Here is a 26792-nt window from a genome sequence, read left to right as displayed (position 1 = left end):
CGCCCGGGCGGCGAGCCGGCCTCTGCCGCGAAGCCGCAGCGCCGGTCGCCGGCGCAGATCACCGCGGCTTCCGCGCCGGGAGGCGCAGCCGAAGCCGGGGAGCGGCCGGCAGGCGGCAGGGCGGCGTCGAAGCCGCGGGCATCCAAGCCGCCCGCGCCCAAGCCTTCCCGGGCGGCCAAGATCAAAGCGGACCGCGACCGGGACCGCAAGAACAAAGGCGCGCCCCGCTGGCTGAAGGAAAAGCAGAACGTCAATCGGCCGGATACGACGCCTTGAAGCGCGACGCATGAACGCAGCTAGGCAAGTCCCAAGACCCTGATTCGCCCGGTTTCGGCCGGCGGATCTGGGTCTTTTCTGCGTCTTCGGTCTCAATTTCCCCGGAGACCCTGCCAATCTCGCACCGGGCTTCCGAATGTTATGGGCACACGGTTCAGACCGTCAAACCCAGGGAGAAGGAGTGTCCATCATCTTATGACGAACACGAACAGCAAATTCTCGCTCTTGCGCAAATCGACGGCAGCTACCCTTGCGATCGGCGTATTGGCCGGCAGCTTGTCCGGCGTATACGCGGATGCAAGCGCCAAGCATAAAGAGGATCACGACGACAAGGACAAGAACAAAGGCAAGTCCAAGATCGAGCTGAATCTCAACTTCCACGACGTGGACGAAAAGGAATGGAAATGGGCTTACGAGCACATCATCCGCCTGGCGTCCCAGCAAGTATTCAACGGCTACGAGGACGGCAGCTTCAAGCCGAAGGAGAAGATCAAGCGCATCGAGGCGCTGGTCGCCGCCGTTCGCCTGCTCGGCCTGAAGGAAGAGGCGGAGAAGCCGGAGAACATGAACGCCAAGCTGAACTTCAAGGACTTCAAGGAGATTCAGAAGAAGTACCCTTGGGCGATCGGCTATCTCCAAGTCGCCTTGGAGAACGACCTCTTCTCCGAGAACGACACGTCGGTGCAGCCGGAGAAGCCGGCAGACCGTCTCTGGGCGTCCATCCTGCTCGTGAAGGCGCTGAAGCTGGACGGCGAAGCGAAGAAGAAGATGGATACGGTTCTGCCGTTCCGCGACGCGAACCAGATTCCGGCGGGCTCCGTCGGTTATGTCGCGGTGGCCGTCGAGAAAGGGCTCATCACCGGTTACAGCGATCGCACGTTCCAACCGAACAAGCCGGTCACCCGGGCGGAGCTGGCCGCGCTGCTGGACCGGGCCGACGGACAGCTGCCGGAGAACGGGAACACGGCGATCGTCGGCACGGTGCAGAGCGTATCGAACGGGAACCTCTCGGTGAAAAAAGCCGACGGCACGACGTATACGATCCCGCTTGACGCTGGCGTGTTCGTCTTCCGCAAGGATGTCAAAGCTTCGCCTTCCGCCATTCAGCAAGGCGACGAGGCGCTGATCCGCACGTACAACGGCAAAGCCGTCTTCATCGAGGTGACCAAAGCGGTCGATGCGCCCGTCCAAACGACGGATACCGGCACGCTGACCGAGATTACGTACGCGGCGAACAAGATCGACACGATCAAGCTGGCGAAGATCGTGAACAACGCGACCGTGACGACGACCTATAAAGTCAGCGACTCGCTGGTGATCGCGGACGGCGCGCTGACGACGAACAAGAACGTGACGGTGACGATCGTGAACAACGTCGTGACGAAAGTGCAGATTCTGTCCTAAGCTTAAGTCTTGCGCGGCAAGTCTTTAATCAGCCAACCGAATAACGAAAGCTTGGCATCCAGACGTCTCCGGCCATTCCTATGCGGCCCGGAGGCGTTTTTTGGTTTGGCGATCGCGCCAGGAAGGTCGGGTTCAGGGCTGCGGGATTCGATTTATTGCGGCGACGCTCCTTTTTTGTGCCGTGTGCGGCCCTCGTTTATAATGAAAGGATGACAAGCCACGATGAGGAGGCGGGATCGCCGCAATGACGCCTGCATTGGAGATTCGCCGGTTGACCGGCGGTTACAGCACCCGCAAGCCGGTGCTGCACGATATCAGCTTCGAGATCCTGCCGGGCGAGATGGTCGGCCTGATCGGCCTGAACGGCGCGGGCAAGAGCACCGCGATTAAGCACGTGCTCGGCTTGATGCTGCCGCACGCCGGGGAAGTGCGCGTGGCGGGCGTCAAGCTGGAGGAGGATCGGGACCGCTTTCGCGCTTCCTGCGCTTACGTGCCGGAGCAGCCGTCGCTTTTCCCGAATCTGACGGTCGCGGAGCATCTGCGATGGACCGAGATGGCCTACGGACTGGACCCTGCCGAGGCGGAGCGCAAGACGCGGAAGCTCGCGGAGACGTTCCGGATGTCGCACGCGATGGGCGCGCTGCCGGGCACGCTGTCCAAGGGAATGAGGCAGAAGGTGATGCTGATGAACGCGCTGCTCGTCTCGCCTCCGCTGCTCATCATCGACGAGCCCTTCCTCGGGCTGGATCCGCTCGCGACGCGGGCGCTGATCGGCGCGCTGGAAGACGCGCGCGCCGCCGGTACCGCGATCCTGCTCAGCTCCCATATTCTTCCTGCGCTCGAGCGCCGGGCCGATCGTCTCGTCGTCCTGCACCAGGGGCGGATCGTCGCGCTAGGGACGCCGGGCGAGGTGAAGGCGGCCGCGGGCTACGCCGCCCCGACCGAAGCGACGCTGGACGACGCCTTCGAGGCGCTCGTGTTGGCCGCCGAGGAAGGAGGCCGCCCCGTTGGCTAACCCTTCCCGTCCGCCGCGGAACGCGAAGCTCCGCGAATGGCGCAGCGGACGGGCGGCGGCTTTCCGCGGGGAGGTGCTGCCCTACGTCCGCTACGTCTTCCAGAGCGGGTTCGCCCTCGTCCTGTCGGCCATCGGCATCACGCTGCTCGCCTGGTACGCGGGCTTGTTGTCCAAGATGCCGACGGCTTGGCCGGCCGATATCGTGGGCACCGCGGCGCTGGCTTTGGCGAGCGTCTACGCGCCGCTTCGAACCTACATGGAGCCCGCCGATACCGTCTACCTGCTGCCCGTCGAGCGCGCGCTGCTGTCGGACGTGCTCCGGCCTTCCGTGCGGAGGGCCGGCATCGCCGGCGGGCTGCGCGCGCTGGCGGTGTTCGCCGTCTTCGCGCCGCTGTACGTCCGCGCGCCGGTGACGGCTGACGCGGCGCCCGCCGGCACCGCGGGCTGGATCGCGCTCGCGCTGTCGTTCGCGCTGCTCGGCGGCTGGAACGCCTACGCCGCTTGGGGCGAGCGCCGCTGCGCTTCGGCAGCTTGGCGCTTCTGGCTGCGCGGCGCGCGCTGGGCGGTCACCGCGCTAGCCGCCTGGGCGCTGCTGACGAAGGCGCTCGCGCTGTCGCTGCCGTTCGCGGTCCTCGCGGCGGCCCTCGTCAGCGCCGCAAGCTTGTTGGCTGCCAGGCACGCGCTGCCCTGGGACCGGGTGATCGCCGAAGAGCAAGGGGCGCGTCGCCGCTGGAAGGGCTTCCTCGGTTGGTTCGTCGACGTGCCGAACGAATCGCCGTCGCCCGCCCGCCGCGCCTGGATCGCCTGGATCGGCGACCGGCTGCCGCGCACCCGCCGTTATGCCTGGCATTATCTATACGTCAAGACGATGCTGCGCGGCGAAGCGTTCGGCGCATTCTGGCGCTGGAATGCGGTGCTGGCCGTCATCCTGGCGTTCGCCAAGCAGCCGTCCGTCGACATGATCGCTTACGCGATCGCCGTCGCGGTGGGCGGGCTGCAGCTCACGGAGCTCGGACGCATCCGATTCGCGGAGCACGCGTCGGTCGTGCCGCTGCCGCCGGAGGGCCGCCGGTTAGCCGCGGCGGCCGCCGTGCGCATGGCCGGCGTCGCGGCCGCCGTGCTGCTGTGGCTGATCGCCGCGGTGCCGTCGCGGCCGTTCGACGCCTCGCTCTGGCTTCTGGCGCTGGCGGCCGGCCTCCTCTGGACCGGATGGCTTCTGCCTAGGCGGGTGGCCAAGCCGGACGAGGATGACGAGGACGATGCGTAACGAGCAAAATTAACAATTGCAGGCATTTCGATGCAGGAAAAACGTCCTGTGTAGAGAATAGTTCTAAATGACTAATTTTGAGGGGTGCGGGAGGAATGTTCATGGGCGTACATATGGTTTATATCGCCCTGCACGTGATCCCGTGCGCCATGCTCGGCTGGCTCGCCTGCGAAGTCTACCAGCGCAACCCTCGGCATCCTTTGAACCGGACTGCCTCGGCCATGTTCGGGCTGATGGCGCTGCTCTTCAGCGGCGCCTTGCTGGACCAGACGCTGCCGACCGAGCATGTGGGCGCCTTCGTCACCTGGTTCGAGCTGCTGCCCGCCATCGTCCTTAACGGGGTGACGATGCTGTTCATCCGCCAGTTGACCGCGCGGGTCGCGGCGCCGTCCTTCAGCAACCTGGATCTGTGTCTGGCCGCCCCTCCCGCGGCCGCAGCGCTTCTGCTCGCCTATCCTTCCTACTTCGGGCTCGGATCGCCGTCCGGCGGCGCTAGCGGGTCCGGCGAAGGCGCGTACGTCCTCATGCTGGCGGTTACGGCGATCTGCGCCGTCTACAGCGGCGCGAGGTGGGTGCAGGGCTGGCGACGGCTCCGGGATCAACCCCAGGATCATCCGCCGCGGATCCAGCTGCTTCAAGTCGGGCTCGCCCTCTTGTTCGGCGGCGCTTGGATGCTGATCGTCTCGGTCGTCGTGCGGACGGACGCCTATCGCATCGCGGATGAGCCGCCCGCCCCCTTATTTGCGCTGCTACTGTTCGGCTTCTTCATTCGCCGGGCCATGCTCCATTACGGTTTTATGCCGTCGCTCATGGAGAAGTACCGGGTATTGTTCGACCTGTCGCCGTTCGGCGTGCTGCTGATCGACAGCCGGAGCATCGTTCGCGAGGCGAATCCGATGGTTCTGCTCTTGTTCGGCTATACGGCGGAGCAGATGCGCGGGCAGTCCTTGGACACATTCCTGGCGGAAGGGGAGTCGCTTCCCCAGGCGGCCAACGGCTCCGCCCAAGGGGAAGTGGAGATCGTCGGCGGACGCGGCGAACGCAAACGGGTGAGCGCCCAGGTCAACGAGCTGTTCGCGGAAGGCGAGCGGCTCTCCTATGTCGTGCTGCAGGATATTACGGAGCGGAAAAAAGCGGAAGAGGAGATCGTGTACCTCGCTTATCACGATCCGCTGACGGGCCTGGGCAATCGACTCCAGTTCCAGGAAGCGATGCGCGCGCTGTTGAACGGACCGGAGCGCGGCGCGCTCCTCATCCTGGACTTGGATCACTTCAAGGAAGTGAACGACGTTCACGGTCATCTCGCGGGCGATGAATTTCTCCGTCACATCGCGGGCATCATGCGCGCGTGCGTACCCGCGCCCGGTCAGATCTGCCGGATCGGCGGCGACGAATTCGCCGTCTTGCTGCCGGGAGCGGCGGAAGCGGGGGCGGCGGAGGCGATCGCCCATGATCTGCTCGCCGGGCTGACGGGAGAGGGCGGGGCGGTCCAAGCCGGTTCGCCGGTCACCGTCAGCATCGGCATCTCGCTGTGGCCGACGCATGCGGCGGATCCCGTCTCGCTGATCCATGCCGCCGACGTGGCGATGTATCAGGCCAAGCAGCAAGGGCGCAACCGCTATCGGCTGTATCAACCTTCCGCGTCCGTCGCCGAGACGAGCGGATCGGCCGGATAGGGCCGAACGGGGAGCCGCAGGCGCCTATAACGAAAAACAAGGATATCCCCGGCGGCGCTCCCGCCGGGGATATCCTTGTTTTCGGAACGCGAGCCGGCCGATAGGCGGCCGCGTCGATGATCAGTTGGCGCCGGCCGCACCCGACTTCACGTCGAGCACCGCCTGGTGAATACGGTCGAACAAGTCTTCGAGCAGCGGCTCCTCGATGCAGGAGAAGGCGACGCGCAGATCGGTCGAACCGAGCGCGATCGTGCCGACGCCATAAGCGTCGAGCAAGCGGAGGCGAACCGCGTCGGCGTCCACGCCCGTCAGCTTCAAGCACATGAAGTAGCCGGAGTTGAAGGGGTAGTACGACCAATCGTCGCCGTACTTGCCGCTGTCGAGCAGCTGCTTCACCTTGTTCGCCCGGCCTTTCATGATCGCGTACTTCTCGGCCTTCTGCGACTCGAAATCCGGCGACTTCAGCGCGTCCAGCACGAACGTCTGCGACGGATGCGGTCCGCTCGAGATGGTGGCGCGGATGATGCCGATCGTCTTCTGCTCCAACGCGGCGAGGCAAGCTTCGGAAGCGCCGCCGTAGGTGATGAACCCGACGCGGAAGCCCCAGACATACTCTTCCTTCGTGGCGCCGTCGACCTTGATCGGCAGCACGCGCTCGTGCAGGCCGCACAAACCGCCGAACAGCGACTCTTGAAGCGAGTCCTCGAAGAAGAGGGCGAAGTACGCGTCGTCCGTGACGGCAACCACGTTAATGCCGGCATCCGCCGCGTCTTTGATGGCCGCGATGATCGCTTGGCCCTCTTCGACGCCGGGAGTATAGCCCGTCGGGTTGTTCGGGAAGTTCAGCAGCACGATCGCTTTGCCTTTGTCCTTCTGCGCGAGGAGGGCGTCGCGCAGGCCGGCCGCGTTGAAGCGGTTGTCCCCGTCGTACAGCGGGTATTCGACGATCTCCGCTCCCCGGCGAACGCCGAAGGTCAGCTCGTAGTTCTCCCAATTCTTGTCCGGGATGACGACGGCGTCGCCGGCGTCCGCGAACAGGTCGGCGACGATGCTGAGGCCGTGCGTCAGCGCGTTGGTCGCGACCGGCTGGCTGAACGTTTTGTTTGCGAGCGAAGGATTCTCCTTCAGCATCTTCTCCCGCCATACCGAGCGAAGCTCCGGCTTGCCGGCAGGCGGCGCATATTCGTAAATGTCCTTGGGCGCGAATGCGGACAATTTGTCTTGAATGACCTTCAGGTGCATCGGCTGACCGTTCTCGGTCGCGATGCCGATCGTCGCGTTGTAGACGTTCGCCTTCTGCTTCGCTTCGGCGGATTGGCTCAAGATGCCGACCTTCGGGAAATAGATGGCTTGACCGAGCTTGGAGAGCATCTCGGCGAAGCGCGGCTGTTCTCGGGCGATAACGTCGTTTAACTGCTGAGCGAGGGGATTCATCGAAGTTCATCCTTCCACGTGGTCAATGTTCCCGGCAGCCCGGGAGCCCGCCAAATATTCATTAGGTGATATTATACACCATTGCGGGGGCAGCGTCACCGAAAATAGGGGAGATCGGCGGTTTTTAACATCCCCGTCCGGAGCTGACGGCGGCGCGATGTTGTATATGGAGACTTTATATTGTTTTATAAAAATTGATTTAATACATAAATATTGATTATATAAGTGGTTTGTCGTATAATTATTGTAATTAATTGACATGCATTTTAAGAAAACGAGGTGCCCCATGCTGGAACTTCACATCAACGAACCGGAGAAGCTTATCACCGTCGCGCACGCGCTGTCTACGCGGTCGCGGGTGGACATGCTGCGGCTGCTGAATACGCGCAGCATGAATATCGTGGAGATCGCCGAGGCGCTGAGCCTCCCGGTGTCCACCGTCGCCTCCAACGTCAAGGTGCTGGAAGGCGCGGGGCTCATCACGACCGAGCTGCTGCCGGCCGTGCGAGGCGCCATGAAGGTCTGCAGCCGCAGCTACGACGACATTCATATGGCGCTGAACAACATCTACGAGAGCGTGGCCAAGCGCCCGACCAACGTGTACGAGATGGAGATGCCGATCGGCCACTACAGCGATTGCGAAGTGCATCCGACATGCGGCATGGCGGATCGCGACGGCATGATCATCCTGGAGGACGAGCCGGCCAGCTTCTACCACCCGAAGCATGTCGGAGCGCAGATCATCTGGTTCCGCAAGGGCTACCTGGAGTATCTGTTCCCGCTCGAGATTCCGCAGGCGGCGCAGATCGGTTCGGTCGAATTCTCGATGGAGATGTGCTCCGAAGCGCCGAATTACGATAACGACTGGCCTTCCGACATCTCGGTGTGGCTGAACGGCGTGGAGATCGGCATGTGGACGAGCCCCGGCGACTTCGGGGACCGGCGGGGCAAGCTGAACCCGCCCTGGTGGACCGATTGGACGACCCAATACGGGCTGTTGAAGACGTGGCGGATCGACCGCGAACGGACCACGCTGGATATGAAGAAGGTATCGGACGTGACGGTCGACCAGCTTCAGCTGCTGCAGCGGCCGAATCTGAGGCTGCGGGTCGGCGTCGGGCCGGACGCGGTGCACAAGGGCGGCGTCAATCTGTTCGGCCGCAGCTTCGGCGATTACGAGCAGGACATCAAGATGAAGATCCAGTACGCGATGCCGGGCGAAAACTTGGCTTAGATCGAAGGCGGGAAGGGCGGGATGTGGCCTTTCCCGTTTTAATCATTACAATTTTATTAGATGAAAGCGCTTGACAATACCCCGAATCGAAGATAATATGGGCTCATAGGTACACGAAAACGGTAATAAACCAAAATTGTTGTTATGTACCTATCTTAGCAAGAATCACACGGGGGAGGAAAAAAGATGCAAAAAAGGTATGGGATGATGCTCGCGTCCGCGCTTTCTCTGACGATGATGCTCAGCGCCTGCAGCGGCGGCAACGGCGGGAATGGCGGCAACGACGGCAACAAAGGAGACGAGGGATCGGCATCGCCTTCGTCGTCGGCGTCCGCATCGGCTTCTGCTTCGGCCTCGGGGGCCGTCTCCGACGACCCGACGGGCGGCAAGAAGGTCGACCTGAGCTTCTGGACGCTGTTCAGCGGCGGCGACGGCGACAACATGCAGGCCATGATCGATCAATTCAACAAAACGCACCCCAACATTCAAGTGAAGAATACGAAGCTCGAATGGGGCGAGTACTACACCAAGTTGATCACGGCCGTCGGCAACGGCAACGGTCCCGACGTCGGCATCTCCCACACTTCCCGTCTCCCCGATCTGATCGATCAAGGGGTCGTGAGCGGCCTGGACGAAGTCGCTTCGGCCACCGGCGTAGACTGGAACTCCTTTAACCCGAACCTGCTGAACGCGACCGTCGTGGACGGCGTTCATTACGCGGTGCCGATCGATACGCACCCGTTCATCATGTACTACAACAAGAAGCTGCTGAAGGATGCCGGACTGCTCGGCGAGGATGGCAAGCCGGTCCTCGAGCAATCCGCCGACGGCTTCGTGAAGTTCCTGACCGCGCTGAAGGACAAGCTCCCGAAGAACGTCACGCCGTTCGCGCTCTCCAATTCGAACGACGATCCTTACCGTCTCTGGTGGGCCCTGTATTCCCAACTCGGCGGCAACGACGTGATCGCCGACGATCTGAAGACGGCCGCGCTCGACGCGGACAAAGGCGCCAAAGCCGCCCAATATATTCAAGACCTCTACACGAACGGCTATATCAAGAAGAACGATCCGGACTTCTACAAGAACTTCCAGAGCGGCACGGCCGCGATTATGATGACAGGCGTCTGGGCGACTGGCACCTGGGAGTCGACCAAAGGCCTCGAATTCGGCGCGATGCCGATTCCGAAGATATACGATCAAGAAGCGACTTGGGGCGATTCGCATACGATCATCCTCCCGGTCACGAAGAAAGAGGACGAGACGAAGCGCAAGGCGGCGATCGTGTTCGCGAACTATCTCGCCGACAACGGCGCCATCTGGGCGAAGGCCGGCCATATCCCGTCGAAGCCTTCCGTCATCGAGAGCGCCGAGTTCAAAGCCCTTCCGAACCGCAGCGACTACGCTTCCGTCGCCGGCACGGTCAAGTTCAGCAAGCCGTCCACCAAGAACTGGCAGCTTCGCGATAACGTCTCGTTCAAATTCCTGAACGAAGTGTGGGCGGGCAAGATGACGCCGGCCGATGCCATGGCGAAGATGCAGCCCGCTTACCAGAAGCTGCTAGACGAGTAATACGGCGCGTTGATACCGTTCCCGCGAGCTTGCGGCCTCCCGGCCGCAAGCTCGCGGGGCGACTAAGGCAGAGGTGAGGCGCATATGAGAATCAGCAAAATGAGGGCGGACGTGCAAGCGTTGCTGTTCCTCCTACCTTTCCTGCTCGTGTATGTCCTGTTTACGATCTGGCCGATGATCAAAGGCGTCGAGATGACCTTCTACAAATGGACGCTGATCAAAAAGATGAAGTATCTCGGCTGGGACAACTATACCCGGATGTTCCAAGACCAGGAGTTCTGGGCGGCGGTCTGGCATTCGACGCTGTTCGTCATTCTGACGACGCCGACGATGATCGTACTCGCCATCGTGCTTGCGCTAATCGCCAATCGACAATCGCGTCTGCAGAAGTTTTACCGCAGCGTCTTTTTCTTGCCGAGCGTGCTCTCCGTTGCGGTCGTATCCTTCCTCGGACTGTTTATATTCCAGCCCTATACCGGATTCTTGAATTCGCTGCTGCATCTTATTCACCTGCTGCCCGCGGATCAGGAAGTATTCTGGCTGACGGAGCTCGGCCTGTCCTGGATTGCGCTGACCCTCATCACGCTCTGGTGGACGGTGGGCTTCAACTTCATCCTCTACCTGTCGGCCATGCAGGATATTCCGGATGACATCTTCGAAGCGGCGAAGCTGGACGGCGCGTCGTCCAGCCAGATGTTCTGGTCGATCACGCTGCCGTATCTGAAGCCGATCACCAAGACGATCACGATGCTGCAGATCATCGGCTCCTTCAAAGTATTCATGCAGATCTACATCATTACGGGCGGCGGACCGCTCGACAAGACGCGGCCGGTCATCCAGTACATTTTCCAGGCCGGCTTCCGCAAGAACGACCTGGGCTATGCCGCGACGATGTCCTATATGCTGTTCGTCATTCTGCTCGTCCTGTCGGCTCTGCAGTATTGGCTCAACAATCGGAAGGAGGCGAACGCGTGATGAAATGGTTCTACCGGATCGTCTCTCTCTTCGCCGCGCTGCTGTTCGTGACCCCTCTAATCTGGATGCTGGTCGTCTCGGTCAAGAAAGAGGGCATGAAGATCACGTCGCTTCTCGACTGGTTTACGCCGCCATACTCGTTCGCCGTGTATAACGAGATCATCAGCACGACCAAGCTGACGAACTGGATCTGGAACAGCTTCTTCGTCGCGATCTGCGTGACGCTCCTCACGGTCGTCTTTGCGGCGATGGCGGGGTTCGTCATGTCGAAGCTGCCGTTCCGCTACAAGTCGCTCGTCTTCTTCGTCGTTCTGAGCGGTCTCCTAATCCCCGGCGAAGCCGTCATCATCCCGCTCTATCAAGTCGTGAAGGACATGGGGATCTTGAACTCGTATCAAGGCCTGATCTTCCCGGCGCTCGCTTCCCCGATGGCGGTCATCGTGCTCAAAAGCTTCTTCGACGGCGTGCCGAACGACCTGCTCGAATCGGTGCAGATCGACGGAGGCGGCACCTGGCGGATCTTCACGAGCATCATGATTCCGCTCACCCGGCCGGCGCTCGCTTCGATGGCGATTCTGACTTTCGTCGGATCCTGGAACAACTTCCTGTGGCCGTTCCTGTCCGTCACGGACGACCGGTTCTTCACGCTGCCGATGGGGATCCCGACGCTCATGAATCAATATACCGAAGATTACGTGAAGCCGATGGTCATCAACGCGATCGCTTCGCTCCCGATCATCGTGTTGTTCGTCATCTTCGAACGGCAGATCGTCAAAGGCGTCAGCCTGTCGGGGATTAAAGGGTGAGCGCCGAACTTGCGGCGGTTCGCAAGCGAGAAGGCGCGATCGACCTCTTCAAAGGTCTCCTGGTGCTCGGCATGGTCTACTGCCACACCTTGCAATTTTTTAGCGACCAGACGGTCTACCCGGCCGGCCAGCGTTGGATCGACGCGATCAACCTGATTACGTTCTCGGGCTTCGTGTTCAGCTTCGGGTACGTGTCTCAGCTCGCGTACTACGCGAAGCCGTTCCAGACGGCGGCGCCCCGGATGCTCCTGACGGCGGCCAAGACGCTGATCGCCTTCTACGTCTCCGGTACCGCCTATCGGCTCTTCATCGACGGGCGAGTGCTGCAGTGGGGCAATATCCGCCCGATTCTGCTCCTGCAGGACATGCCGGGCTGGTCGGAATTCCTCGCTTCGTTCGCGTACCTGATGGTCCTCGGTCTGATTCTATTCAAGCCGCTGCAGCGGCTGGCCGAGCGGAAATGGCTGGCGGTCGCCGTGACGGCCCTGCTGCTGCTGACGACCTATCTGCCGTACGGGGCATTTCACGCCACCCAGCTCGGCCCGCTGATCGGCACGCGAGACTTTGCTTCGTTCCCGGTTCTGCAGTACTTCCCGTACTACTTGGCGGGCATGCTCTTCGCCCGTTACCGGATCGTCTGGGATTGGCGGGTGCTGGCGGGCGCGATTCTCGCGACCGGCGTTTTCCTGTGGAAGACGCTCACGTCGGCGAACGCGGCCTTGCCCGAGCGGTTCCCGCCGTCGATCTGGTGGATCATCGGGCCGGCGCTGATCCTGTATGGGTACTATCTGCTGGCCAGGCTCCTGGAGCGCTATCCGCGCCCGTTCGCGCCGCTCGCGGCGATGGGCAGGAACGTCCTCTGGTTCTTGGTTATGAGCAACGTTCTGATCTTCGCCTTGAAGAGCAATCAACAAGGTCTGATGGTGAGCGCCCTGGACGGGCTATGGCTTGCAATCGCGCTGCTCGCCCTCGTGGGCTTCAGCGTCTGGATCATCACCAAACCGCCGCGCGCGCCCGGAGGGGCGCCGTCGACGACGCGGCAATCGGCATGACAGCATGATGAGCAAAGGAGTAGGTAGCAATGAATGCAAATAGGCGTGAAGAATATCCCCGACCGCAGTTTGTGCGGGAACAATGGATGAGCCTGAACGGCGAATGGGGGTTCGCGTTCGACGACGAAGCCATAGGCGAACGGGATCGCTGGTACGAAGGCGACGGATCGCCGTTCGTCCGCGCGATTCAGGTGCCGTTCTGCTACCAGAGCGAGCTGAGCGGCATCGGAGATCCGTCGTTCCACGACGTCGTCTGGTACCGCCGGGTCTTCGCCGTCCCGGCCGACTATGCCGGCAAGCGGCTGCTGCTTCACTTCGGCGCCGTCGATTACGAGGCGCGCGTCTGGGTGAACGGCCGGCTGGTCGCGAGCCATGAAGGCGGACATACGCCGTTCCATGCCGACATCACGGACGTTCTGACCGAAGGGGATAACGTCATTACCGTCAGAGCGGAGGACTACAGCAAGGACGTGACGCTCCCCCGGGGCAAGCAATTTTGGGAGGAGAAGTCCGCGAGCATCTTCTATACGCGGACGACGGGGATCTGGCAAAGCGTGTGGCTGGAACCGGTCTCCGCCGCGCATATCGGGCGCATTCGGCTGACGCCGGACATCGACCGCAACGAGATCCAGCTGCAGTTCTTCTTCGGCGGCATCGCGGGCAAAGCGGAAGTGCGGCTGCAAGCGACGGTCAGCTTCCAGGGCGAGCCGGTCTGCACCGATACGTTCAGCGTGGCGCGCGAAACCGAGCAGCGGACCATCGGCATCCACGACTTCAACGATCATAGTCTGGGCCGGTGGTGGAGCCCGGAGCGGCCGAATCTGTACGACCTGGAGCTGACGCTGCTCGTGGATGGCCAGGCGGTCGATCGGGTCCAGAGCTACTTCGGCATGCGCAAGATCTCGATCGAAGACGGGGTCGTCCTGCTCAACAATCGTCCTTATTATATGAAGCTAGTGCTCGACCAAGGCTATTTCCCGACGGGTCTCCTGACGGCGCCGAGCGACGATGACCTGCGGCGCGACGTCGAGCTGACCAAGGAGATGGGGTTCAACGGCGCGCGCAAGCACCAGAAGATCGAAGATCCCCGCTACCTATATTGGGCGGACCGGCTCGGACTTCTCGTCTGGGGCGAGATGGCGAACGCGTACCATTTCACCGAGTCGTATGCCGGGCGCATCACCCGCGAATGGTTGCAAGCGGTCGAACGCGACTACAATCACCCGTGCATCGTCGCTTGGGTGCCGCTCAACGAGAGCTGGGGCGTAACGAATATTTTGGTCGATCCGCAGCAGCAGCAGCACGCTTTGGCGCTCTATCATCTGACCAAGTCGCTCGACCCGATGCGTCCGGTCATCTCGAACGACGGCTGGGAGCACATGAAGACGGATCTCGTCACCATCCACGATTACGAGTGGCGGCGCGAGACGCTGCAGGAGCGCTATGCGACCAAGGATGCGGCGCTTGCGGCGAAGCCGGCGGGCCGATGGCTGCTCGTGCCGGGCGTGCCGTACGAAGGGCAGCCGATCCTGATGACGGAGTTCGGGGGCATCTCGTTCAAGAAAAGCGACTGGGAAGGCTGGGGCTACTCCGGCGCGAGCGACGACGAGGACTTCCTGAAGCGGCTCGCCGACGTCGTCCATCCGATGCTGGCGTCGCCCGTCATTCAGGGCTTCTGCTACACCCAGCTGACGGACGTCGAGCAAGAGATCAACGGTCTCCTGACGTACGACCGCCGGCCGAAAGTGCCGCTCTCGGCGATCCGGGAGATCAACGAGGGCAAGCTGCCGTCGGTCGTTCCGCAGCGCTAGGCGGACGATCGACGCGCGTCGGCGGTTTCGCCGCCTTGCAAGTAAGAGGGAGTCTGGGACTCCCTCTTTGCTTATACGGCGAGTGAAACATCGAAGAGGGAGTCTGGGACTCCCTCTTTGCTTATATGGCGCAGTCACCGCCTTCCGCTCGCCGCTTGCCCGATCGGACATGCGGCGAGCGGAGGGCCCGAAAGGCGGACGGTCAGTCGCGCGCGGGCGGCGCGAAGATGGACGCCAGCCGGGAAGGATGCACCTTGCCGCCCAAACCGAAGTAATGGCAGAAGTTCATGATGAGCGGCTTCCACTTCACCGGATCGATGTAGTGTTCTTCGCCGTCCATCAGCAGCTCCTCCGCGATGTGCACGCGCTCGATCTTCACTTCGATGGCGACCAGGCTGCTGGGTGCTTCGAAGGGGTGAATCTGGGCGACGGTCGCCTCCAATTGTACCGGACATTCCGCGACGCGGGGCGCCCGGACGAGCTCCGAAGGCTGGATAGCGAGATCCGCGATCCCGAACTTGTCGGGTTCGTAGCGGTAGCCTCGCTCGGCCTTGGTCGGGGGGACGGGATTCCGGCCCGTGAACAGCGCCAATCTGTCTACAGCGGATACTTGCGCCTCCGAAGGCAGGTTAAGCACGCATTCCCGTTCGCGCAGCAGATTCTGCACGGTTTGCGAGCGGCTGCTCATGCCCAGCATGCAGGACGCGTTCAGCCACCATGCAGAGGACATGGGCGCCAGATTGTTCGAGCCGTCTTCGTTCCGCGTGCCGATGAGTACAACCGGCGTTCCGAAATACAGAATATTCGGATTTATCGTCTTATGCATCGTGATCCGCTCCTCGATCGATCGTGCTGTTGCACAACCGATACTAGCACAGGAGAGCGAAGCCGATAACCGTTTCCGAATATGACGGCAAGATATCGAAACAAAATGACTCAGTCGCCGGGCGCGAACGCCCGCATGAACGCGACCGTCTCCGAATCGCCTTCCCGGTTCCGTTCTTCCAATCCCTCGATCACTTTGCCGCGCATCTTATCCTTCAGGTTCTGCCCGAATTTGAACTTGCCGCTCATCTCCAGCGCATCGAGCCGCAGCACCGACACCCCGCGGAGCGAGGACGCATACTTCGGATCGTCCGCCCGGATCGGCGCATGTCCGCCCTCCGGCTGCATCTTGGCGAGCAGGGCGGCGAGCGCCGTCGCCTTCTCTTCGGGGTCCTCCACCTGGGCGACCGTCCCCCGGATCCGCACGGAGCGGAAATAGACCGTGGCCGGACAGGCCAGGTACGGATCCGAGAAGTGGGACGGGATAAACGCGTGCGCCTGAAACACGACGAACTCGGCGCGCGGGTCTGCCGCGAGTCCGCTCATCTTCTCGCCCTTCTTGCTGCCGTGGAAGTAGACGGCTCCGTCCGCGTACGCATAATTCAAAGGGACGGCTTTGGGCCATCCGTCTTCTCCCCGGAACGTCAATACCCCGTCGTCGCGCTCGCCCAGGAACGCTTCGCAGGCTTGTTCGTCTTCGACTTGGAACTCTTTTCTCCGCATGACGCCTCTCTCCTCTGCCGATCGTATGACGCTAAGTGTACGACCGAGATTGACAAGCGAAAAGATCCAATTTACATTAAAATGAATAGTCCACTGATGCGGAAGGAGGCGGCGGAGTGACCTTTCAAGTTCCCTACGGCACGCGGCTGGCCGCCTGCGGGAGCAAGCACCTTGCTTTGTACCAGGCGATTCGAGACAGCATCGTCGGCGGCGCGCTGCCTCGAGGGGAGCGGCTCCCGTCGACCCGGCGGCTCGCCGACCTGTACGGGCTCTCGCGGGGGAGCGTGAGCGTCGCCTACGAGATGCTGGCGGCGGAAGGCTTCGTGCGCTCCGTCGTCGGTCAAGGCACGTTCGTGGCGGGCGGAGCGCCCGGGACGGACGCGCAGCCCGCCGGCGGGCCGGCGGATGGATCCGCGGCGGACGCCGGTCCCGCGCTGTCCGCTTGGGGAAGACGGTTGATGGAGGCCGGCGCCCAGGCCGGGCGGGCTGCGGCAGCTCCGACCCGGACCGAGAAGGCTCCGATCTCCTTCGTTCCCCGGGGGATGGGCGAACGGTGGTTCCCGTGGATGGAGTGGAAGTCGTCGGTGGCCGCCCAGTGGAGGCGGCTCGGTCCGGACGAAGCCGACGAGCGGCTCGTGACCGAAGGCAGCCGGGAGCTCCGCCGCGCGATCGCGGGCAGACTGGGACGCGAACGCGGGATCGCCTGCAGCGCCGAAGACATCGTCATCACCGGCGGCTCGATGCAGGCGATCGCGCTGTTGTCGCAGCTGCTGCTAGAGGAAGGCGATACCGCGGTGTCGGAGGATCCGTGCTATCCGGGCATCCGGCGGGCGGTCCTGGCGAGCGGCGCCGCGCTGCTGCCGGAACCGGTCGACCGGCAGGGCATCGTCCCGCGCGATTGGCAGGCCCGGATGCTGTTCGTCACGCCGACGCGGCAGTTCCCGACCGGCGCCGTCCTGACGTTCGAACGGCGTCTCGCGCTGCTGCAGTGGGCGTCCCGCCAAGGCGCCTGGATCGTCGAGGACGACTACGACAGCGACTTCCGATGGGGAGGGCGCCCGATCGAGCCGCTGAAGTCGCTGGATCGCGAGGAACGGGTCATCTACGTCGGGTCCTTCTCGCGCTCGATGCGGCAGGAGATTCGGATCGGTTACGCGGTGCTGCCGCGTCTCTTGCGCGAGCCCTTCATCCGCGCGAAGCAGCTGTACGATCCGTATCCGGAGGGCATCGCGGAGCAGCGGGCGCTGGCGGGATGGATGGCCAGCGGCGGCTACGACCGGCATCTGCGGCGGATGCGGCGACTGTTTCACAAGCGGCAGGAACGGCTCCGGGCCGGACTCGCGGAGGAGCTGTCCCCGCTGTTCGAGGTTTATCCGGCCGATGCGGGGCTCATGCTGTACGCGCGCTGGAAGGCCGGCCCGGAAGCGTACGACCGGCTGCGCGGGCAATGCCGCGCGGCCGGGATAAGTTGGGGAGACGGGGCGGAATATGCCGCCGAGGGAACGAGCTCCGAGCGCTCCGTCGTCTTCGGCTTCGCCCACTTGGCCGAACCGGAGATCGCGGAGGGGCTGCGCCGCATCCGGCGCGCCGCGGAGGCGCTGGGCCTCCACTGCAAGGCTCAAGAGATGGGGATAGCGGAGAGGGGAAGCGAAGACGATGCTTCATGCAGCGCCGGACGCGTTTGAACTGAAGACTGCGCTCGCCAAAATCGTATGCGAGCCTGGATGGAAATGGCAGAAGCGCGAGAAGCCGCTCGCCAACTATGATTTGTTCTACGTCTGGAGCGGGGAAGGCGAAGTCTTCCTGAACGACCAGCCGTACGCGGTCGGCAAGGGGAGCTGCTTCCTGTTCCGGCCGGGCGACCATACGAGCGCTACGCACAATCCGCAGAAGCCGCTCGTCCTGACGTATATCCACTTTGACGTCACCGAGCCGGTAACGCTCATTCCGCAGCCTTATCGCGTGCTGACGGATCCGTTCGAGTTCGAGCAGCTGCTGTCGCGCTATGTACGGCTGTTCCTGGTCGAGACGTTCGCGGCCGAAGAGGAAGCCCGGCTCATCCTGAAGCAGCTGGTCATCCAATTGCTGCGCCACGATCGGGACGAGCCGATCGAGCGCAAGGCGAGCAATCAGCTGACGGAGAGCATCCACGAGGTGGCGAACTACATCCGCCAGCATCCCGGCATCCCGCACCGGGTAGACGACCTGGCCGCGCGGGCGGGGCTGTCGCCCCGATATTTCTCCATCAAGTTCAAGGAATTGATCGGATCCTCCGTGCAGACCTATATGATCCGCACCCGAATCGAGCGCGCCCAATACCTGCTCATTCACGCCGGGATGAACGTCACCGAGGTGGCGGATGCGCTCGGCTATCGCGATATCTTCTTCTTCAGCCGTCAATTCAAGCAATACACGGGCAAGAGCCCGTCTGAGATTCGATAGGCGGAGCGGGCCGCATGGCCAAGAGGCGCCCCTGCGGTCGGGAGACCGGGGGCGCCTCTTGAGCTATGCGTGCAATGGCGTCTTCGATTAATTCCGATCTTCGGCCGTGCGGATGAGGGCGCCAAGACGCTGGCCCATCTTCACGCTGTCGCCGGTGTTCAGATCGGTCCGGGGCGCGCAGGTGTCCTCCTCCGCAAGCAGAACGACCGTCGAGCCGAATTCGAAGTAGGCGAGCTCCTGGCCGCGCGCCAGGAGCTTCGGCATCGGGTCGACATACTGGATGCTGCTGACGTTCAACGCGCCGACCTTCACGACGGCGACTTCTCCGCCCTCGTGGCGGATGTACGTCACGAGCCGCTCGTTGCGCGAGAGGACCCGCCGCATCTTCGTCAATCCGAACTCGTTGACGGGGTATACGCGGCCCGGCACATGCTCCGTCTCGACGACCGTGCCGTCGCAAGGCGAATGGATCCGGTGATAGTCCGTCGGGCTGAGGTACAGCACCCAATAATAGCCGTTCCGGTACTGTCCGGCGCGAGGCGATCCGTTCAACAGTTCCTTCAAGGTGTAGTCTTGTCCCTTCACCTGCAGCAGCAGCCCGTCCCGAATAGGGCCGCAGGCCGTAATCTTGGCATCGACGGGACTCACGAGCGCGTCCGCCGACGGGTCGATCGGCCGGCGGCCGGGCGCCAACCGACGGGTGAAAAATTCGTTCAGCGAGCCGTACGCTTCCAGTTGCTTCTCTGCTTCCTCGACCGGTATGCGGTACATGGCCGCGAATCGGGCGATCCATCGGCGGCTCAAGGACGATTTGGCGAAACGTCCCGTGAGTCGGGACACGAATTTGCGCGAAGACAATTCCGTCATGGCGCGCAGCAGCCAACGGTCCATTCGGTTTGGCCACTCCTTTGCCTCATATTTCCATAGTTAGGGGCAGGCGGCGCATTACAGCCGGTGCCTACCCGGTCGCCCCTAAGTGTGACATATCGGCTACAAAAGTTCAATATGCGAAACTGCCGCGTTACCGGACCGACGTACCCAAGTCATCCGCAAGAGGGTACTTGCCGTGCCGGCGCCTCCCGCGAACGTGTATGCTGAGAAGACCATTCGCGCAAGGGGTGCAGCCATGATCAAAGCGGCATTCGTCACGCCCGGGGCTTACCCGGTTCCCAGTCCCCGCGGAGGATCGGTGGAGCGGGTCGTCGAGAAGTTCGTCCCGCACCTTGCCGGGAATGTCCGGGCACGCATCTACGGCCGGGCGGGCCGGGGGCTTCCCGCACAGGGATGCCTGAGAGGCGTCCCGTGCGAACGATTCCCCGGCGCGGACAAATCGGCTTATCTCGCCCGGGTGATCCGGCGTCTGGCGGCCTTCCGTCCCGACGTGATCGAAGTCGAGAACCGGCCCCGATACGCGCTCCGGCTCAAGCGGCGATTCCCGCAAGCGCAAGTATGGCTTCATCTGCACTCCAATACGTTCATCTCGCCGTTCGAGATAGAGCCGAAAACGTTGCGGGCTTGCGTTCGGGCGGCGGACCGCATATTGGTCAACAGCCATTATCTGGAGGAAGACGTGCTCCGCAGGGCGCCCTCCGCTGCAGGCAAGATCGGCATCGTCTATCCCGGCGTGGAGGCCGAACGGTTCCAGGGCTGGGATGCGGCCGAGGAAAAGCGGATTCGCGGTCTCGAAGGGCGCCGCATCATCTTGTTCGTGGGCAGGTTGATTCCGTTGAAAGGCGTCCACCACTTGCTGGCCGCGCTCCGGGAGGTCGTGCGCGCCGAGCCGGAGGCGATGCTGGTCGTCGTCGGCAGCGCGTTCTACGGCTCGGACCGGGAGACGCCCTACGTCCGTCGGCTGCGCCGGCTCGCGCATCCGCTGCGCAAGCACGTGCGCTTCGTGCCGTACGTCTCGCACGCGGAGATTCCCCGTTGGTTCGCGCTGGCGGACGTGGCTGTCGTTCCTTCGGTCCGGCGGGAGGCGTTCGGCCTCGTGAATGTAGAAGCGATGGCAGCCGGCCTGCCGGTCGTCGCCACCTGCGTCGGAGGTATGAAGGAGATCATCGCGGACGGAGAAACGGGCTTTCTGGTCGACCCCGCGGACATCTCCGCGGGAATGGCGGCGTCCGTCATCCGCCTGCTGCAGGATGAACCTCTGCGTCAGGAGATGGGCTTGCGGGGACGGGAGCGCGCGATTCGGCACTTCACCTGGGAGCAGACGGCGGAGCGTTGGCTGAACGAGCTGAAGCTTAGGAGGTGTTAAGCCGCCAGCGCGGGTTGTTCTCGCAGCAGGAGAAGCGTGTTCCTCCGAAAAAGGCCATCCCGCGCTACGCGGGATGGCCTTTTTCGGATGGATCGGGCCGCCCTTAGATCGGATTTCCGAACACGGTCGTGTACAACAGATAAGCGTTTAAGCCCATTATGACGACGGCGATCGTCCAAGCGGTCACTTTTAGCCAAGGACGGTTCGCGAACGGTCCCATCTTTTCTTTGTTGGAAGTGAACTTCACCAGGGGCACGACGGCGAAGGAGAGCTGCAGAGACAGGATGACCTGGCTGAGGATCAGCAGATCGGTCGTCCCCTTCTCGCCGTACAGGGCGGTCACGATGACGGCCGGGACGATCGCGATCAGCCTGGTGATCAAACGGCGAAGCCAAGGCTTCATGCGCATGTTCAGGAAGCCTTCCATGACGATCTGGCCGGCCAGCGTTCCGGTCAAAGTCGAATTCTGTCCGGAGGCCAGCAGCGCGACCCCGAACAGCACGGACGCGATCGTCGTGCCGAGCACGGGCGTAAGCAGGCGATAGGCTTCGCCGATCTCCGCCACTTCCGAGTGTCCCGTCGTATGGAACGAAGCGGCGGCCACGATGAGGATCGCCGCGTTAATGAAGAGCGCGAAGCACAAGGCAATGGTGGAATCCCAGGTCGCGAAGCGGATCGCTTGGCGCTTGCCCAGCTCCGTCTGCTCGTATTGGCGCGTCTGCACGATAGACGAATGCAAGTACAGGTTATGCGGCATGACGGTCGCGCCTAGAATGCCGATCGCGATATAGAGCATGCTGGGATTGGTGATGATCTGTCCGCTCGGCACGAAGCCCTTCGCGATCCCGCCGATCGACGGATGGGACATGACGAGTACGACGGCGAAGCAGAGGCCGATGATGACGATCAGCGAGATGACGAAAGCCTCCATATAGCGGAAGCCTTTGTTCTGCAGCAGGAGGATGAGCAGCACGTCAAACGAGGTGAGCAGCACGCCGTACACGAGCGGAATGCCGAACAGCAGATTCAGCGCGATGGCCGCCCCGATGACTTCGGCCAGATCGCAAGCCGCTATCGCCAGTTCGCAGAGTACCCACAGGCCGAAGGAGACCGGCTTGCTATAGTGATCCCGGCATGCCTGCGCCAGATCGCGACCGGTCACGATACCGAGTTTGCCGGACAGCGCTTGGAGGACGACCGCCATCAGATTGGACAGCAAAATGACGGACAGCAGCGCATAACCGAATTGGGAGCCGCCGGCAAGGTCCGTCGCCCAGTTGCCCGGGTCCATGTAGCCGACGGCGACCAGATAGCCCGGTCCGGCAAAAGCGAGAAACTTGCGAAACGTCGAGCCCTTCTTCGGAATCTTCATCGAACGGTAGGCTTCCGGCAGCGATGGCGTATGGGGATTGCGCCGCCAGCCTTTCCGATAGTCTGCGGCGACAACCGGTTTTTCTTGCATGGGAATCACCTCTTTTTATCACTTGGAGTTGTTCGTGGCAACAAGTTTGGCGTACAAGACATAAAGTTGCCTCAGTGCAAATTTTCTATTGGTATTAATATACGCTCGATCTACCCAAATGTAAACCGCTATTTTTTCACAGTAGATTCCCGTGACGCGCCCATGGGTGAATGCATATGATGCAGGAGGTTTACACCCAGGGAAGGGAGATGGACATGAAGAAACCGAGCAAATCGCGAAAATCGCGCCGGCCGCTCTATTACGTCGATAATCCGAACAATCAAGAACTGAAATGGCTGGATGACATACAAACGACCGAACGCGAAGACAAGCCGATCGCGCTGCATGGGGCTTCGCCGGTGGGAGAACGGACGGGAGAACAGCCAGCGCCCGAAAAAATCAAACAGCCCCAAGACATGAGAGCCAAAAGGACCGGCGCGGAGAAGCCGCCGTTCGCGCCGAAGCGGAAGCAAGCGCCGCAGACAAACGCGAAGCCGGCTGCCACAGAGCTGCCGGTGAGTTCGGAGCCCCGATCGCAGCTCGCGTCACCCAAGCTTCCGGTTGCGGAAGCCGAGCCGCCTCGCGTTGCGGAGAACGACGTGATCCAAGTGCCGTCTTCCTCGCAGACGCAGGAGATTGTGGTGGTCGTCGAATCCTTGGATCGCGATGAAGAGGCTGCGGCCGACGCGCTGGTTGCCGTCTTAAGGGAAGAGGAAAAGCAGGAACGGCCTGCTTCGAGAGAAGAAGAGGCGCTCTTCCAATTGTCCCGGTACCAGAAGCTGACGGAGAAAAAAGGGCCTGCCGGCGGTCCGAAGCCGCTCGTCTACACAGACGACCTGGCGGACGAATCGATCGTGCGCGAGAAGCTCGCGCCCTACGCGCTGCATCCGCAGCATTTCGCGAACGACGCCGTGACGACGCCCGCGCTCGCCGACTATGCAGTGACGCCGATCAAGTTGGCGGATCAAGCGGTTACTTCCGCGAAGATCGCGCCCGAATCGATCACGGGCGACCATCTGACCAAGAATGCCATCTCCGGACAGAAGATCCGCGATCGCTCCATTACGGGCGAAAAGCTGAAAGACGGCAGCATCTCGTCGGAGAAGCTTGCCGACCGCATCATCAGCGCCGACAAGCTCGCCGAAGGATCGATTCAACCCAAGCATCTGAGCTTGTCCATCATTACCCCCGAATTGCTGCAAGACCAATCGATCACGTCGGAAAAGATTCGCAACGGCGCGATCCGGACGGAGAATCTGGCGCACGAGAGCGTGGACACCTCCAAGCTCTCGGACGGAGCGGTCACGACTTCCAAGCTTCGCGACCGTTCGGTCGTGCCCGATAAGATCGCCTTAGACGCGATAGGGCCCGAGCATTTGAAGAAAGGTCTGATTTTAGCCGATCATGTCGCTTCGGGGACGCTGCTGGGAAAGCATATCGCTCCGCAAGCCATTACCGCCGAGCTGCTCGCAGCAAGCGCCGTCGGGACCGAGGCTCTAGCCGATCAGGCGGTCAAGGGCAGCAAGTTAGCCGAACAATCCGTCGAATCGGAGCATTTAAGTCCAGCATCCGTACGCGCCGGCCATCTCGCTGAAGGAGCGGTCGAGACCCGGCATCTCGCTGAAGGCGCCGTCACCTCGGCCGGGCTTGGGGAGCAATCGGTTCAAACATCCAGGCTGGCGGATCAGGCCGTCACGTCGGATAAATTGGCGGACGGCAGCGTCGACGCCTCCAAGTTGGCGTCGGGCGCCGTCGGGACGTCGGCGATTCAAGAGGCGTCGATCACGACCGAATTGCTCGCACAGTCTTCGGTAGGCGAACGCCAGCTCGGGGTCCGGTCGGTCTTCTCGCATCATCTGACCGACTACCTCATCACCTCTCAGAAGCTCGCGACCGAGTGCGTCTCCACCGACAAGCTGATGGATCACGCCGTGACGTCCGCGAAGCTGGGGGATGCCAGCGTCACGTCCGAGAAGCTCGTAAAGGGCGCGATCGGCCCGGCAGCGCTGAAGGGCGGCGCGGTAGGCAGCGACGCGCTGGCCAAACGTTCCGTGCAAGCCGGCCACCTGACTGACGATAGCGTCGGCGCGAACGCGTTGATCGACGCGGCGGTCACCGCGACGAAGCTGGCGGACGGCAGCGTGACGGCGGCGAAGCTGGCGCCGGGAGCGGTCGGGAACGCATCGTTAGCGCAGAACTCGGTGACGGGCGACATTCTGGCGGCGGGCTCGGTCACCTTGGCGCATCTGACGGAGGATAGCGTCGGGATCTACAATCTGATCGACCGGGCGGTCACCGAGGAGAAGCTGGCGGACGGCAGCGTAACGGAAGCGAAGCTGACTCCCGGGATCATCGGCAGCATTCACTTGCAGCCGTTGAGCGTCGGGGAGCGCGCGCTGGCCGACGGAGCGGTGTCCGGCTCGAAGCTCGCCAGCGGCAGCGTCACGAGAGAGAAGCTCGGCGGAAGGCTGATCGGCAGCGACCACCTGGAGCCGTTAAGCGTAGGCGAACCGCACCTGCAGCCGGATTCGGTTCAAGGGACGCATCTGCGCAAGGGCACGGTCTCGGTCCGTCATCTGGCGCCGGACCTGCTCCAGATCGCGATCGCGGCGGAGAGCCGCGTCGACGCGGAACGGCTGGATTCCTCGGCTGTGACGACGGTCCATGTCCGGGACAACGCGATCACGGCAAGCAAGCTGGCGGAAGGCAGCGTCCTCGCGGAGAAGCTGGCGGCGGACAGCGTGACGAAGGAGAAGCTCGCGGCAGCCAGCGTGACGGCCGAGAAGCTGGCGAACGGCAGCGTAACGGGGGCGAAGCTGGCGTTAGGCAGCGTGACCGAGGCGAAGCTGGCGGACGGCAGCGTGACGGTAATGAAGATAGCCGACGGGAGCGTGACGACGGCGAAGCTGGCGGCATTCAGCGTGACGGAAGACGTGCTCGCAGACGGCATCGTGTCGGCGGAGAAACTGGCGGACGGCAGCGTGACGACGGAGAAGCTCGCTGCGGACAGCGTCACGGCGGCGGAGCTGGCGGCGGACAGCGTCACGGCCGAGAAGCTGGCGAACGGCAGCGTAACGAGAGAGAAGCTCGCGGCGAATAGCATAATCGCGGCGAATCTGACCGCAGGGAGCGTCACGGCGGCGAAGCTGGCCGATGACAGCGTCCTTACGGAGAAGCTGGCAGACGGCAGCGTTACGGAGGCGAAGCTGGCCGCGGAGAGCGTCGGCAGTCTCCAACTGCAGGCGGATTCGATCGACGGCGAACACCTGCGGGCGGGCGCCGTGGAAGCGACGCATCTGGCGCAAGAACTGCGGGACGCGATGATCATGGCCGTGAGCGACATAGGTTCGGAACGGCTCGCGCATGGGGCGATAGGCGTATCGCAGCTGGCGGAAAACGCGGTAACGGAGAGCCGGCTGGCGGACGGTAGCGTTGCGGGTCGGAAGCTGGCGGATGGGAGCGTCTCGACGAAGAAGTTGGCCGAGCGCAGCGTAACGGCCGTTCAATTGGCATGGTTCAGCGTAGGCAGCGAGCATTTGGAAGATGGGGCCGTTACGGACGAGAAGCTTGGCGCTGCGAGCGTGACGACGGAGAAGCTGGCGCATGGAGCCGTCACGATGGAGAAGCTCGCCTTCAGCAGCGTCGGCGGCCTGCACATCCTGGATGGGGCGATCGGGCGGAGCCATCTGGCCGAAGGCAGCGTCATCGCAGGGAAGCTCGCGGAGGGAAGCGTGATTGCCGCGAAGCTGGCGGACGGCAGCGTCACGAGCGCGAAGCTGAACGACGGCAACGTGACGACGGCGAAGCTGGCGGACGGCGGCGTGACGGAGGCGAAGCTGGCGGACGGCGCCGTGACCGCGGCGAAACTGGCGGACGGCAGCGTGACGGCCGAGAAGCTGGCGAACGGCGACGTGACGGGTGATAAGCTGACGGATGGCGCCGTGACAGAGGCGAAGCTGGCGGACGGCGGCGTGACGGAGACGAAGCTGGCCGATGGCGCCGTGACGGTGGCGAAGCTGGCGGACGGCAACGTGACGACGGAGAAGCTGACGGACGGCGGCGTCACCGAGGCGAAGCTGGCGGACGGCGGCGTGACGACGGAGAAGCTGGCGGACGGCAACGTGACGACGGAAAAGCTGGCGGATGGCGCGGTGACGGAGGCGAAGCTGGCGGACGGCAACGTGACGACGACGAAGCTGGCGGACGGCGGCGTCACCGAGGCGAAGCTGGCGGACGGCCACGTCACCGAAGCGAAGCTGGCCGACGGCGGCGTGACGGAAGCGAAGCTGGCGGACGGCCACGTGACGACGGCGAAGCTGGCCGAGAGCAGCGTGACGGCGTCAAAGCTGGCGGACGGCAACGTCACGTCGACGAAGCTGGCGGACGGCCACGTGACGGCCGAGAAGCTGGCGGACGGCAGCGTGACGGCGGCGAAGCTGGCGGACGGCTGCGTGACGGAGGCGAAGCTGGCGGACGGCACGGTGACGGGGACGAAGCTGAAGGATGGTAACGTGACCGAAGCGAAGTTGGCGGACGACAGCGTGTCGGAGGCGAAGCTGGCGGA

The 26792-nt window shown here is 62.8% G+C and carries 18 protein-coding genes and 2 pseudogenes; 15 read left to right on the top strand and 5 right to left on the bottom strand.

The window, feature by feature from the left end; all coding sequences use genetic code 11:
* From H7C19_RS33815 to H7C19_RS33795, 5 genes and pseudogenes are all read left to right on the top strand, one after another.
* Window positions 1-276, top strand: a pseudogene (locus H7C19_RS33815) (hypothetical protein); the annotation flags it as partial.
* Between the two features lie 195 nt (window positions 277-471).
* Window positions 472-1680, top strand: coding sequence for an S-layer homology domain-containing protein (locus tag H7C19_RS33810; protein WP_185673494.1), 1209 nt, complete (start codon window positions 472-474; stop codon window positions 1678-1680).
* A gap of 244 nt (window positions 1681-1924) precedes the next feature.
* Window positions 1925-2695: an ABC transporter ATP-binding protein gene (locus H7C19_RS33805; protein ID WP_185673493.1), complete on the top strand. Its 771-nt coding sequence runs from the start codon at window positions 1925-1927 to the stop codon at window positions 2693-2695.
* A complete protein-coding gene (locus H7C19_RS33800; RefSeq protein WP_185673492.1) occupies window positions 2688-3962 on the top strand; it encodes an ABC transporter permease in 1275 nt (424 codons plus the stop codon). Before H7C19_RS33805 ends, H7C19_RS33800 begins: the two co-directional genes overlap by 8 nt.
* A gap of 101 nt (window positions 3963-4063) precedes the next feature.
* Window positions 4064-5638, top strand: coding sequence for a sensor domain-containing diguanylate cyclase (locus H7C19_RS33795; RefSeq protein ID WP_185673491.1), 1575 nt, complete (start codon window positions 4064-4066; stop codon window positions 5636-5638).
* A 120-nt stretch (window positions 5639-5758) separates the two neighbouring features.
* Here the strand turns inward: H7C19_RS33795 and H7C19_RS33790 are convergent, their stop codons facing one another.
* Entirely contained in the window at window positions 5759-7072 is a 1314-nt protein-coding gene (locus tag H7C19_RS33790; RefSeq protein ID WP_185673490.1) for an aminotransferase class I/II-fold pyridoxal phosphate-dependent enzyme, read from the bottom strand.
* A gap of 286 nt (window positions 7073-7358) precedes the next feature.
* On the opposite strand from H7C19_RS33790, the gene H7C19_RS33785 reads away from it, so the two are divergent.
* From H7C19_RS33785 to H7C19_RS33760, 6 genes are all read left to right on the top strand, one after another.
* Window positions 7359-8306 (top strand): ArsR/SmtB family transcription factor, encoded by a 948-nt coding sequence (locus tag H7C19_RS33785; RefSeq protein ID WP_185673489.1) that lies wholly within the window; start codon window positions 7359-7361, stop codon window positions 8304-8306.
* Between the two features lie 186 nt (window positions 8307-8492).
* Entirely contained in the window at window positions 8493-9875 is a 1383-nt protein-coding gene (locus H7C19_RS33780) for an ABC transporter substrate-binding protein (protein ID WP_246470203.1), read from the top strand.
* An 84-nt stretch (window positions 9876-9959) separates the two neighbouring features.
* On the top strand, window positions 9960-10850 hold the full coding sequence (locus H7C19_RS33775; RefSeq protein ID WP_185673488.1) for a carbohydrate ABC transporter permease: 891 nt from the start codon (window positions 9960-9962) through the stop codon (window positions 10848-10850).
* Window positions 10850-11656: a carbohydrate ABC transporter permease gene (locus H7C19_RS33770; RefSeq protein ID WP_185673496.1), complete on the top strand. Its 807-nt coding sequence runs from the start codon at window positions 10850-10852 to the stop codon at window positions 11654-11656. The genes H7C19_RS33775 and H7C19_RS33770 overlap by 1 nt, the downstream gene beginning before the upstream one ends.
* The gene (locus H7C19_RS33765; protein ID WP_185673487.1) at window positions 11653-12708 is read left to right on the top strand and encodes an acyltransferase family protein; all 1056 of its coding nucleotides are present in this window, start codon (window positions 11653-11655) and stop codon (window positions 12706-12708) included. The genes H7C19_RS33770 and H7C19_RS33765 overlap by 4 nt, the downstream gene beginning before the upstream one ends.
* Window positions 12709-12737: 29 nt before the next feature.
* Window positions 12738-14519: a glycoside hydrolase family 2 protein gene (locus H7C19_RS33760; protein WP_185673486.1), complete on the top strand. Its 1782-nt coding sequence runs from the start codon at window positions 12738-12740 to the stop codon at window positions 14517-14519.
* A 202-nt stretch (window positions 14520-14721) separates the two neighbouring features.
* Here H7C19_RS33760 and H7C19_RS33755 read toward each other — a convergent pair whose 3' ends face one another.
* Complete coding sequence (locus H7C19_RS33755; protein ID WP_185673485.1) at window positions 14722-15345, bottom strand: flavin reductase family protein; 624 nt, start codon at window positions 15343-15345, stop codon at window positions 14722-14724.
* A 110-nt stretch (window positions 15346-15455) separates the two neighbouring features.
* Window positions 15456-16067 (bottom strand): pyridoxamine 5'-phosphate oxidase family protein, encoded by a 612-nt coding sequence (locus tag H7C19_RS33750; protein WP_185673484.1) that lies wholly within the window; start codon window positions 16065-16067, stop codon window positions 15456-15458.
* Window positions 16068-16183: 116 nt separating this feature from the next.
* On the opposite strand from H7C19_RS33750, the gene pdxR reads away from it, so the two are divergent.
* Window positions 16184-17752: a MocR-like pyridoxine biosynthesis transcription factor PdxR gene (pdxR, locus tag H7C19_RS33745; protein WP_185673483.1), complete on the top strand. Its 1569-nt coding sequence runs from the start codon at window positions 16184-16186 to the stop codon at window positions 17750-17752.
* On the top strand, window positions 17724-18509 hold the full coding sequence (locus H7C19_RS33740; RefSeq protein WP_185673482.1) for a helix-turn-helix domain-containing protein: 786 nt from the start codon (window positions 17724-17726) through the stop codon (window positions 18507-18509). The genes pdxR and H7C19_RS33740 overlap by 29 nt, the downstream gene beginning before the upstream one ends.
* A gap of 87 nt (window positions 18510-18596) precedes the next feature.
* Here H7C19_RS33740 and asd read toward each other — a convergent pair whose 3' ends face one another.
* Window positions 18597-19400: an archaetidylserine decarboxylase gene (asd, locus tag H7C19_RS33735; RefSeq protein ID WP_185673481.1), complete on the bottom strand. Its 804-nt coding sequence runs from the start codon at window positions 19398-19400 to the stop codon at window positions 18597-18599.
* A 235-nt stretch (window positions 19401-19635) separates the two neighbouring features.
* Between asd and H7C19_RS33730 the strand changes: the two genes are divergently transcribed.
* Window positions 19636-20766: a glycosyltransferase family 4 protein gene (locus H7C19_RS33730; RefSeq protein WP_185673480.1), complete on the top strand. Its 1131-nt coding sequence runs from the start codon at window positions 19636-19638 to the stop codon at window positions 20764-20766.
* Window positions 20767-20869: 103 nt separating this feature from the next.
* On the opposite strand, the gene H7C19_RS33725 is transcribed toward H7C19_RS33730, so the two are convergent.
* Window positions 20870-22228, bottom strand: coding sequence for an Nramp family divalent metal transporter (locus tag H7C19_RS33725; protein ID WP_185673479.1), 1359 nt, complete (start codon window positions 22226-22228; stop codon window positions 20870-20872).
* Window positions 22229-22443: 215 nt separating this feature from the next.
* On the opposite strand from H7C19_RS33725, the pseudogene H7C19_RS35905 reads away from it, so the two are divergent.
* Window positions 22444-26792: pseudogene (locus H7C19_RS35905) on the top strand (hypothetical protein); the annotation flags it as partial.

This window comes from Cohnella nanjingensis (assembly GCF_014212125.1).
GTDB lineage: Bacteria > Bacillota > Bacilli > Paenibacillales > Paenibacillaceae > Cohnella > Cohnella nanjingensis.
Note: the sequence above shows the minus strand (reverse complement) of the source record. Positions and strands in the feature narration are given on the sequence as shown.